This is a genomic window from Paractinoplanes toevensis, from assembly GCF_018332695.1.
In the GTDB taxonomy this organism is placed as follows: domain Bacteria; phylum Actinomycetota; class Actinomycetes; order Mycobacteriales; family Micromonosporaceae; genus Actinoplanes; species Actinoplanes toevensis.
On record NZ_BOQN01000157.1, the window covers coordinates 43,607 to 53,889 of the forward strand.

Consider the following 10,283-nt stretch of genomic DNA (forward strand, 5'->3'; position numbering starts at 1 on the left):
CCCGCCTGTTCGTCGCGCTCTACCCACCTCCGGCCGAGGTGTCGGCCCTGTCCCGCGCGTTGCCTCCCGACGCCCGCCTGACACGCGCCGCCAAGTGGCACGTCACGCTGGTGTTCCTCGGCCCCGCCCCGCCCGCACCGGTCGCACCGGTCGCACAGATCCTGAACGGCCTGACGGCACTGCCATCCCCGTTCTCGCTGCGACTAGCCGGCGCCGGACAATTCGGAAATGTGACGTGGGCCGGGGTCGGCGGCGACCTCGACGCCCTGGGCGAGCTGCGCAGTCAGATCCGCGAGGCACTGACGGCGGGCGGCTTCCCGTCGGACGACCGTCCCTACCAGCCACACGTGACGGTCTCCTATCGAGCCGACCACCGAGTCCGAGCAGCCTTGTCGAACTACAGCGGCGCAGACTGGCCGGTGAGGGAGTTCGCCCTGGTAAACAGCCACGACGGCGAATACGAAACGCTGCAAGCTTGGCCCCTTGCCACTTAGCGGCCACGCCCCGCTAGCCGCCAAGCACCGCCGGCCGCCCGCCAGCCGCCCCGCACCGCCAGCCGCGCCGCCCAGCCCCGCCGTTCCAGGGAGCGCCGATCTTGTGGAGTTCCCGCACGGAGCAAACCGGAACTCCGCAAGATCGCGGCGTGAAGCGGCGCGGGCGGCGACGCGGGCGGCGACGCGGAGCGAGCGGTGCTGGGGTTGCGAGCCGCGCAGGGGTGCGGGACGGCCGGGCGGTGCGAGGGTGTGGGTCAGCGCAGGGCCAGGCCGGCGGCCTGTAGCTCGTGCTCTACGCGCAGGCGCTCCAGGTCGCGGTCCATACCCTCCAGCGGGCGCAGGTGTTCGGGCAGGCCCAGGCAGCGGCAGGCCAGGCACAACCGCTCGTCGTAGGCACTCTGCACCGCGGCCAGCCATTTCTCCGACTGCTGGGTCGGGCCGGTGCGGCGCTGATGGTCGAGCCGGCGCAGGTCGTAGGCGATCTGCTCGATGGATGGGCCGTCGAGGACGGCCGGGGACAGCACCGGGTCGTCGACGCGTAGTACGCGGTCGAGTCGCCGTAGCGCTCGCATCTCCCGGCGGCCGGTCCGCGTCCGGAGGCGAGTTGCCCTCTCGTCGGCGCAAACCACGGCCGCCACAACGCACGGTAAACAGAGCAGCGTCATCAGCGCTGCCGTCAGCACAACAATGTGCGCGATGGCCACGAAGAAGACGCTAAGCCGCCGGACGCAAGCGCCGGAATACCCGTTCGGCCGACCCGGTCTGCCAACCCGTGCCGCCGGCCCTCGCGGTACCGTCGGTCGCCATGCGGCCCAACACAGTTCTTGGCGTCCTCGCGGAGCTGGCGCCCGCGGGCGGGGACCGCGTTCTCGACGTTACCCGGGGTGGCCAGCCGCTCGTCTGGCTGGAGGACTCCGAGCGGGCACCCCGCCGCGCCGAGATCGACCGGCTGGCGGCGCTGGACGCGTTGCACCGTGACGAGCGGCTGCTGCGCCGGGGCTGGGGTTTCCTCGCCGGTGGGACCACCGACGAGGACGAGAAGACGCGCAAGGTTCGGGTGCCGCTGCTGAGTCAGCCGGTCCGGCTGGAGCGCACGCTGACCGGCTACCGGGTGGTCCCGGCCGGCGACCTGGAGATCACGCCGCTGGTCACCGACCGTGATCTGGCGGCCGCGCTGGAGGCGGCACCGGGGCTGGCCGCGCCGGGTTGGCTGACCGCGACCGGCAGCCGGGCGTGGCTGTCCGCGGCCGCCGACGCGACCGGCATCCCGGTCTTCGCGGTCGCCGACGACCACCGGCGGCTGCCGAAGAATCGGGTGGTCTTGGTGCCGAGCGCCGGCCTCTTCGTGGTGCGGGACGTGTTCGGCGGCGGCCTCGCCGACAGCCTGCGCAGCTGGGCGGCGCGTGACTTGAGTGGAACGGCGCTGGCCGCGGTCTACGGCGAGCAGCGCACGGAGCGGCCCGACGACTCCCCCGTGCTGTCTCCCCTGCCGCTGACCGAGGCGCAGGCCGAAGTGGTCACCCGGGCCCGCACCGCGCCGGTCACGGTGGTCTCCGGCCCGCCCGGCAACGGCAAGAGCCACACCGTGGTGGCCGCGGCGCTGGAGGTGGTGCACCGGGGCGGTTCGGTGCTGGTGGCGACGCAGTCACCGCACGCCGCGGAGGTCCTGGCCGCGCTGCTGGCCCGCTATCCGGGTCCGACACCGGTGCTCTTCGGCGACGCCGGCCGCCGGGAGAGTCTGGCGGCGGAACTCACCGCGGGCGCGGCCGAGGGCGCCTCGGAGAAGCAGCTGAGAGCGGATGCCGCGGTGATCCGGCAGCGGCTCGAGGAGGTCAGCGCCGCGCGGGCCGTCGTCACCCAGGCACTGGACCGGGAGATCGCCGCGGCCACCCTGGACCGCTGGCAACCGCACCTGACCGCGCTGGCCGCCGACGTGCCCGGCGTGTTCGACGGCAGCCTCGACCGCCGGGGCGTGGCCGGGTGGTGGGCTCGGCGACGGCTCCGCCGCGTACCGGAACAACGGGTGACCGATGCTCTCGCCGCGGCCACCGCGCAGCGTGCCGCCGCCCACCTCGCCGCGACCGGCGGCACCGACCTGACCCCGCACTGGCCGGCCCTGCACGCCGCCGAGGCGGCCCTGGCCACCGCGGTCGGCGATGCCATGCGCCGGGCCGCCCGCAGCGAGCGCCGCTGGGGCCGCGACGCCCGCCGGGGTGCCGCGTCGCTGGCCGCCGCCCTGCGCGCCGGCCGCAACCGCCGCCGCGAACTGCTCGCCAAGCTCGACGCCGCGCCGCTGGTCCGCGCCCTGCCGCTGTGGATCGGCACGGTCGCCGACGTGGAGGACCTGCTGCCGTCGGCGCCGGGCATGTTCGACCTCGTGGTGATCGACGAGGCGTCGCACGTGGACCAGGTGCGCGCCGCACCGGTGCTGGCCCGGGCCCGGCGCGCGCTGGTGGTGGGCGATCCGCGGCAGCTGCGGTTCGTGTCGTTCGTCAGCGACGTGGACGTGGCCGAGGTGCTGTCCCGGCACGGCGCCGACGAGCGGCTGGATGTGCGCCGGGTGAGCACCTACGACCTGGCCGCGGGGGCCGCCCCGGCGACCTGGCTGGCCGAGCATCACCGCAGCACCCCGCACCTGATCGGGTTCTCGGCGCGGCGCTTCTACGGTGGCCGGATCGCGGTGATGACCCGCACCCCGGCCGCCGAGGCGACCGACGCGATCGACGTGGTGCACTCGCCCGGACCGGCCCTGGCCGACGAGGTGACGACCGTGCTGAAGGTGGTCGAGGACCTGGTCGCCGAGGGGCGTCGCGGCATCGGGGTGATCTCGCCGTTCCGGCCGCAGGCGGAGGCCCTCGAGGCGGCGCTGATGGCCGCCTATCCGGTGGAGCGGATCGAGGAGCTGGGCCTGCGGGTCGGGACGGTGCACGCGTTCCAGGGCAGCGAGGCGGACGCGGTCGTGGTGTCGCTCGGGCTGCTGCCGGGTGACTCGGCCGGGCGGCGCCGGTTCGTGGCCGATCCGCACCTGTTCAACGTGATGATCACCAGGGCGCGGCGGCGGCTCGTGGTGGTGAGTTCGCTGGCCGAGGCAGACGGCCTGCTCGGGGACTACCTGACCTATGCGGGGTCACCCCTGGCGCCGAAGCCTGACTCCGAGGCCACCGGCTGGGCGGCCGAGCTCGCCGCCGAGCTGGAGCACCTCGATATTCCGGTTAAATCGGCTTATCGGGTCGGGCCGTGGACGGTGGATCTCTGCGTCGGGGAGATCGGCGTCTTCTGCGGACCACATCCCGACGGGACGGACGCCCACCTGGAGCGCCAGCGAGCCCTGCATCGGGCCGGCTGGCGGCTGCTGGACGCGTTCCCCAGCCGGTGGAACGGCGACCCGCGCCGCGCCGCCCTCGAACTGGCGGCGGCCCAGCGAGCCGTCCCGGTCCCGAGTTGAGCGGCGGCGGCGCACTCCGTCCCGATCCTGAGCTGAGCGGGGCGCGTTCCGGTGCCGAACTGAGCGGGGCGGTCCGTCCCGGTGCCGAACTGAGCGGGGCGGCCCGGTCCGTCCTGCGCTGAACTGAACCGGGCGGCGCGGTCCGTCTCGATGCCGAACTGAGCGGCGGTGCAGCGCCCGGTCAGCGGGCCGAGCTGAGCTCGGCCTCCGCCACGCCGGTCGCCGGCCGAGCCGCCCGGATCGGCGCGCCGACCGGTGGCTCTTCGATGACCGCGACGCCGTCGGCCGGGACTACTCCGGAAGCCGGAACCACGTCGGAAGCCGGAACCTCTTCGGGGGCCGGAACCTCTTCGGGGGCCTTTCGGACCAGGGTGATCCGGCGCCCGCGCAGCGCGATCCGGTCACCGCTGACCCGCAACTGCCAGATCAGCGCCACCACACCCGCGACGAAACAGATCAGACCCGCGCACCAGATGCTGGCCGGCACCCCGAAGTGCTCGCCCCACCAACCGGTCACCGACGCCCCGATCGGCGTGGTGCCGAGGAAGACCAGCACGTAGAGCGCCATCACCCGGCCCCGATACTCGGCGTCGACACCCATCTGGACCCGGTGGTTGGCTGCCTGGGCCAGGTAGATCGAGAAGAACCCGGTCGGCAGCAGGATCAGCATGGCGACCAGGAAGTTCGGCGCGAACCCGACCGCGAACTCGAGCACCCCGAAGACGATCGCCGCACCGATCACCAGGTAGACGCCGGGACGGGCCCGGCGGGCGCTGCCGGCCAGGGCACCACCGAGGGCACCGACCGCGAGCGTGGTGGTGAGCAGGCCGAACGACGATGGCCCGGCGTGGAAATTGATCTTCGCGAGGGCGGCCAGGGTGACCGGGAAGTTGAAGCCGATCATGCCGACCACGGCCATCAGGGCGATCGGGAGCATCAGGTCGGGACGCTTCCGGACGTAGGTCAGGCCGTCCAGCACCCGGGCGCCCTTCTTGGCCGCCGGTGCGTTGCGGTACAGCTCGGCCGGCCGCATCCGCAGATAGCTGAAGACCGGCGCGATGGCCAGCACGGTGGCGATCAGGAAGACCGGCCCGGTGTCGAACACCGCGAGCGCGACCCCGGCCAGGGCCGGACCGCTGATCCGGGCGCAGTTGAAGGTCGCGGCCGAGAGCGCGAGCGCGTTCGGCAGCAGCGGCAGCTCGACCAGCTCGGAGACGAACGCCTGGCGGACCGGGGTCTCCACGGCGTTGGCGATGCCGAGCAGCCCGGCGAAGAGGTAGACGTGCCAGAGGACCACCGAACCGGAGGCGACCAGAAGGGCGAAGACGATCGCGGTGACGGCGAACACGGCGTTCGCGGCGACCAGCAGCTTCCGCTTGTCGTAACGGTCGGCGAGCCGGCCGCTGTAGAGGGTGAGCAACAGCACCGGCAGGAACTGCAGCGCGGCTACCGTGCCGAGCGCTCCCGGCGAGTTGCCGGAGAGATCGAGCACCAACCAGTCCTGGGCGGTGAACATCATCCACACACCGATGAGCTTCACCAACTGACCGATGGCGAAAATTCGGTAGTTACGAACTCCCAGGGACCGGAACACTGCCTGCACGAGGCTGCGCCTCCTTCTCGGCCGTACGCGTCATCCGTCACGTGATGAAGCACGGCGACCCAGAAGTCGGTCAGGCTCGGGCGACCTGCTGCATGATCTGCGCAGCCCGGAGGAGCACGTCGCGTTCGGAATCGCTGAGACCGGCCAGCTGTTCGGCCAGCCACTCGTTGCGCACCTTCTCGAACTGGGCGTACATCTCGCGCCCCTGCTCGGTGGGTGCCAGGATCACCTGCCGCCCGTCGGTCGGGTGCGGGGTGCGGACCACGAGCCCGCGCTCCTCCAGCTTTCCGACGATCTTGGTCATCGTCGGTGGCTGGACCCGTTCGACGTCGGCGAGCTCGCGCGGGGTCAGCGCGCCGGCCAGCTGAAGGCTGGTGAGGGCGGAGAGCTGGCTGAACGTGAGTTCACCGACCGCGCGGGTCTGCCGGACCCGGCGGTTGAGCCGCAGGATGGCGTCACGCAGCGTTCTGGCCAGCTCGTCCGCTGTCCCCTGCTCCGTAGCCACCGGCCACTCCATCACGATTCTTAGCTTAGCTAATAAGCTTGGCTAACGACCTATGACTGCCGTCACCAAGATGGTGACGGCAGTCTAGATAGCAGGTCAGAGGAGCCAGGACTCCAGGGGACCGCGCACGAAGTACAGGACGAAGAGCACGGCCACGCCGTACAGGATCGGGTGGATTTCTCGCGCTTTGCCGGTCGCGGCCTTGAGCACGACGTACGAGATGATCCCCGCACCGATGCCGTTGGAGATCGAGTACGTGAACGGCATCAGCGTGATCGCCAGGAACGCCGGCACCGCGATGGTGTAGTCGGTCCAGTCGATCTGCTTCACCGCGGTCATCATCAGGAAGCCGACCACGACCAGCGCGGTCGACGCCGCCTCGAACGGCACCACCTGCACCAGCGGCGACAGGAACATGGCCAGCAGGAACAGGACGCCGGTGACCAGGTTCGCGACGCCGGTCCGGGCACCCTCGCCGACACCGGCCGCACTCTCGATGTACGACGTGTTGCTGGACACGCTGGCCGCCCCACCGGCTGCCGCGGCAACCGAGTCGACCAGCAGGATCTCCCGGGTGCGCGGCGGCATCCCGGTCTCGTCGAGCAGATCGCCCTCCTGCCCGACCGCCACCATCGTGCCCATGGTGTCGAAGAAGTCGGTGATCAGCAGCGTGAAGACGAACATCACGCAGACCAGCCAGCCGGCCTTCGACCACGAGTCGAGCACGTTGAAGTGGCCGATCAGCGAGAGATCCGGGTTGCTGACCACGCTGTCCGGCCAGGTCGGGACGTTGAGCGACCAGCCGTCCGGGTGCGCGATCGCCTCCACGATGATCGCCAGCAGCGTGCTGCCCAGGATGCCGATCAGGATGGCGCCCTTCACCCGGCGCGCGAACAGCACCAGGGTGAACAGCAGGCCGATCACGAACACCAGCGCCGGCCAGGTCGACAGCTTGCCGCCGAGGCCCAGCTCGACCGGCACGGTGGTGTTCGCGGCGTCCGGCACCCGGTGCACGAAGCCCGCGTCGACCAGGCCGATGATCATCAAGAACAGGCCGATACCGACGCCGATGGCGGTCTTCAGCTGGGTGGGAACGGCCTTGAAGACGAGCGTACGCAACCCGGTGAGCACCAGGATCGCGATCAGCACGCCCTCGATGACGACCAGGCCCATCGCATCGGCCCAGGTCATCTCGGGCGCGATCTCGTACGCCACCAGGGCGTTCACGCCGAGGCCGGCGGCCAGCGCGAGCGGGAAGCGGGCGACCACCCCCATCAGGATGGTCATCACCCCGGCGACCAGCGCGGTGCCGGCGGCGAGGGCGGCGATCGGGAGTTTGCCGCCGTCGGAGTCGACGCCGGCGCCGAGGATCAGCGGGTTGAGAACGACGATGTAGGCCATCGTGAAGAAGGTGGCGAATCCACCTCGGATCTCCTGACCCAGGGACGATCCGCGCTCAGTTATCTGGAAATATCGGTCGAAAGCGTTACGTGCGCCCGCTTCGGTGGTAGCGGTGGACATGCAGGCCCCTCCTAAGAGCAGTGACCCGCGCATGCTTTCAAGCGACAGTGACCTGCGCAAAGCCCTGTTAGCCACCGCATACCCACGAAAGATCGTTCCGCACGTACCCTGTCGGTGTGACTCAGCCGAAGCCGAGGGTCGAACCGCTGGATCCGCCGATGGTTCCGTTCGCGGTGGCCGGCCTCGCCGCCTTCGCGATCGCGGCCGCGATCGTCTGGCTGGCCGACGGCCCGGACACCTGGCTCCAGACGTGCGTCGCCGGTTTCCTGGTCGGCATCCCCGGCCTGATCACGATGCTCATCCACGACCGCAACCGGAAGCGCCGCCGGTCGATCACCCACGCGGAGTTCCGCGAGAACTGACCTAGCTGTGGCCGTAGTCCTCGGCCGGCTCCTCGTTCTCCACCGAACCGTGGCCGCGGCTGACCGCCACCGCCTCGACCTCGCTGTCGTCGTAGACCGTCGGCAGCTCTTCGACGGGCGGCTCGGCCGTGCCCATCAGCGCCTCGGAATGTGCCCCGCAGCCGTGATCGGCGCTCACCGCGCGAGCGTCGTCAGGCGCGTAGAGGTTGCCGCAAACACCGAACATGGTGCGCAGCGAACCGGCCAGCGGCAGATAGAACCCGCAGGTGCCGCAGCGCGCGTTGCGCGGCGCGGCGGTCGAGATCGGCGCCTCGGGGCCGGCGTCGCCGTCATACCACCGCTGGGCGGTCTCGATGCGACCCTCGCGGGACATCACCCGGGACCGGCCGAGGCCCAGCTCCCAGCTGACCTCCTCGACCGCGGCGTCGTCGCTCAGCACATAACCCTGGGCGAGGCGGTCGTCGTCGGGCGCGGTCGACATGAGATCGCCCACACCGAGGTCGCCCGGCTGAAGCCGTTCGTTCCACGGCACCCAGCCCGGGGCGAGCAGAGCGTCGGGGCCGGGGAGCAGCACCGTCTCGCAGACCGTGACGTGCCGGCTGCGCGGCACCCGGGTCACCGTGACGGCCCACCGCCAGCCGCGGTAACCGGCGAGGTGGCTCTCGAAGAGATGGGTCACGACCCGGTCGCCCTCGGCGATCGCCTCGAGGTGATCACCGATGTCGGCCGGATCGACCTCGGTGATCGCACCACGAGCGACCCCGACGGCATCGGCACAAACCTGGTCGAGGCGGGCGGCGCGGGCGGCGGTCCTGGTCGTCACGTATCCATTGTCCCCTACCGAGACTGATGTGCCGCACCCACTCCCCCGAATTCGGCGGGCACGGGAGGCGACGCGGCTGGCTCGGATGGGTCAGGATGGTTTCCATGCCGCTGCTTCCCACACTCGGACGCACCGTCGGCGGCGGGATCAGGGCCGCCCGCATGCTGGCGCGCGGTTCCGTGCGCGGCGGAGCCTGGGCGACCCGGCGGGTCGGCTCGGCGCGAGCCAGGGGCGCCGCCAACGAGATCGGCATGATCCGACTTTTCGACCTGCACGCGATCTCCTGCGCCGGTGACACGCTCATCGCGATCGGGCTGGCCGGCACGATCTTCTTTAACGTGCCGCTGGGCGAGGCGCGCAGCAAGGTCGCCCTCTACCTGCTCATCACGATGGTGCCGTTCGCACTGCTGGCGCCGGTGGTCGGCCCGCTGCTCGATCATTTCCGGCACGGCCGGCGCTATGCGCTCGCGGTCACCATGCTGGGCCGGGCCTTCCTGGCCTATGTGATCTCCGATCACCTTTTCGGCTGGGGCCTCTATCCGGCGGCTTTCGGGGTGCTCGCCCTTTCCCGGGCGTACGGCGTGGCCCGCTCCGCCGCCGTCCCCCGCCTCTTGCCCGAGGGTGTCGGGTTGTCCCAGGTGGGCGCGCGGGCCAGCGTCTACGGCACGTTCGCCGGCGCGGTCGTCGCCCCGGTCGGCCTGCTCGCCTTCAAGTTCGGACCGCAGTGGCCGCTGCGGGTCGCCACCATCATCTTCGTGGTCGGCATGGTGATCTCGCTGCGCCTGCCGCCACGGGCCGACTCCGACCCCCCGGAAGAGGTCCCGCGCCCGTGGCGGGCCGCGCTCGGCCTGAGCCGCGGCGGCGACCGGCCGCTCTCCGGCAAGCTGGTGGTCGCCGCCCTGCTCGGCAGCGCGAGCCTGCGCCTGCTCTACGGCTTCATGCTGCTCTTCCTGGCCTTCGTCATCATGGCCAACCAGCTGGACACCGAGGTGCTGGGCCGGGACATCGGCCGCCAGGGCGCGGTCGGCCTGATCGGTGGCGCCCTGGCCGTCGGCACGTTCCTGTCCACCGCGGCCGGCACCCGGCTGCGCATCCGCCGCCCGCTCGCCCTCCAGTCGGCCGGCCTCACCATCACCGCGGGCGTGGCCGTGCTGTCGGCGATCTTCTACAGCCTGCCGATGCTCGCGTTGCTGGCCCTGATCACCGCCATCTTCAGCGGCATCTCGAAGCTGTCCATCGACGCCAGCATCCAGGAGCGGATCCCCGAGCGCCTGCGCGCCAGCGCGTTCGCCCACTCCGAGACGGTCCTGATGGTCGCCTGGGTGGCCGGCGGCGCGATCGGCATCATCCCGCTCTCCGGCCGCCTCGGCATCGCCCTGGCCGCCCTGCTGGCGGTGGCAATGGCGGTCCGCGCCGGCTGGGCCGCGACCCGCCTGCACAACGAACGTCTGAGCGGCCGAGCCGACGGCGAAACCCTCGTCAACCAGCCCGGAGCCGATGGAGTGGCTGGCAGCAGCGGCAGCGGCAGCG

Annotated in this window: 9 protein-coding genes; 4 read left to right on the top strand and 5 right to left on the bottom strand. The window is 71.5% G+C overall.

Features of this window, described 5'->3' with window-relative positions:
• Positions 1-5: 5 nt before the first annotated feature.
• Positions 6-494, top strand: a complete 489-nt coding sequence (gene thpR / locus Ato02nite_RS47795; RefSeq protein WP_281419906.1) for an RNA 2',3'-cyclic phosphodiesterase — start codon at positions 6-8, stop codon at positions 492-494.
• Positions 495-748: 254 nt separating this feature from the next.
• On the opposite strand, the gene Ato02nite_RS47800 is transcribed toward thpR, so the two are convergent.
• Positions 749-1,066 carry a hypothetical protein gene (locus Ato02nite_RS47800; RefSeq protein WP_246608189.1) on the bottom strand — a complete coding sequence of 106 codons (318 nt, stop codon included), beginning with the start codon at positions 1,064-1,066 and terminating at the stop codon, positions 749-751.
• Positions 1,067-1,299: 233 nt separating this feature from the next.
• Between Ato02nite_RS47800 and Ato02nite_RS47805 the strand changes: the two genes are divergently transcribed.
• Positions 1,300-3,939, top strand: coding sequence for a DEAD/DEAH box helicase (locus Ato02nite_RS47805; protein ID WP_213013390.1), 2,640 nt, complete (start codon positions 1,300-1,302; stop codon positions 3,937-3,939).
• A gap of 181 nt (positions 3,940-4,120) precedes the next feature.
• Here Ato02nite_RS47805 and Ato02nite_RS47810 read toward each other — a convergent pair whose 3' ends face one another.
• From Ato02nite_RS47810 to Ato02nite_RS47820, 3 genes are all read right to left on the bottom strand, one after another.
• Positions 4,121-5,479 carry an MFS transporter gene (locus Ato02nite_RS47810; RefSeq protein WP_246608190.1) on the bottom strand — a complete coding sequence of 453 codons (1,359 nt, stop codon included), beginning with the start codon at positions 5,477-5,479 and terminating at the stop codon, positions 4,121-4,123.
• Between the two features lie 133 nt (positions 5,480-5,612).
• Positions 5,613-6,059: a MarR family winged helix-turn-helix transcriptional regulator gene (locus tag Ato02nite_RS47815; protein WP_213013399.1), complete on the bottom strand. Its 447-nt coding sequence runs from the start codon at positions 6,057-6,059 to the stop codon at positions 5,613-5,615.
• An 84-nt stretch (positions 6,060-6,143) separates the two neighbouring features.
• Positions 6,144-7,568 (bottom strand): NCS2 family permease, encoded by a 1,425-nt coding sequence (locus Ato02nite_RS47820; RefSeq protein ID WP_213013392.1) that lies wholly within the window; start codon positions 7,566-7,568, stop codon positions 6,144-6,146.
• A gap of 158 nt (positions 7,569-7,726) precedes the next feature.
• Here Ato02nite_RS47820 and Ato02nite_RS47825 point away from each other — a divergent pair, with 158 nt between their 5' ends.
• On the top strand, positions 7,727-7,930 hold the full coding sequence (locus tag Ato02nite_RS47825; protein ID WP_213013400.1) for a DUF2530 domain-containing protein: 204 nt from the start codon (positions 7,727-7,729) through the stop codon (positions 7,928-7,930).
• Position 7,931: 1 nt separating this feature from the next.
• Here Ato02nite_RS47825 and Ato02nite_RS47830 read toward each other — a convergent pair whose 3' ends face one another.
• Complete coding sequence (locus tag Ato02nite_RS47830) at positions 7,932-8,804, bottom strand: DUF3027 domain-containing protein (protein ID WP_307854312.1); 873 nt, start codon at positions 8,802-8,804, stop codon at positions 7,932-7,934.
• A 53-nt stretch (positions 8,805-8,857) separates the two neighbouring features.
• Between Ato02nite_RS47830 and Ato02nite_RS47835 the strand changes: the two genes are divergently transcribed.
• A partial coding sequence (locus Ato02nite_RS47835; RefSeq protein WP_246608191.1) for an MFS transporter occupies positions 8,858-10,283 on the top strand: 1,426 nt, incomplete at its 3' end.

Coding starts and splice junctions, on each gene's coding strand:
- Ato02nite_RS47820 (WP_213013392.1), bottom strand. CDS start 7,568: ATGTCCACCGCTACCACCGAAGCGGGCGCACGTAACGCTTTCGACCGA.
- Ato02nite_RS47825 (WP_213013400.1), top strand. CDS start 7,727: ATGGTTCCGTTCGCGGTGGCCGGCCTCGCCGCCTTCGCGATCGCGGCC.
- Ato02nite_RS47815 (WP_213013399.1), bottom strand. CDS start 6,059: ATGGAGTGGCCGGTGGCTACGGAGCAGGGGACAGCGGACGAGCTGGCC.
- Ato02nite_RS47805 (WP_213013390.1), top strand. CDS start 1,300: ATGCGGCCCAACACAGTTCTTGGCGTCCTCGCGGAGCTGGCGCCCGCG.
- Ato02nite_RS47800 (WP_246608189.1), bottom strand. CDS start 1,066: ATGCGAGCGCTACGGCGACTCGACCGCGTACTACGCGTCGACGACCCG.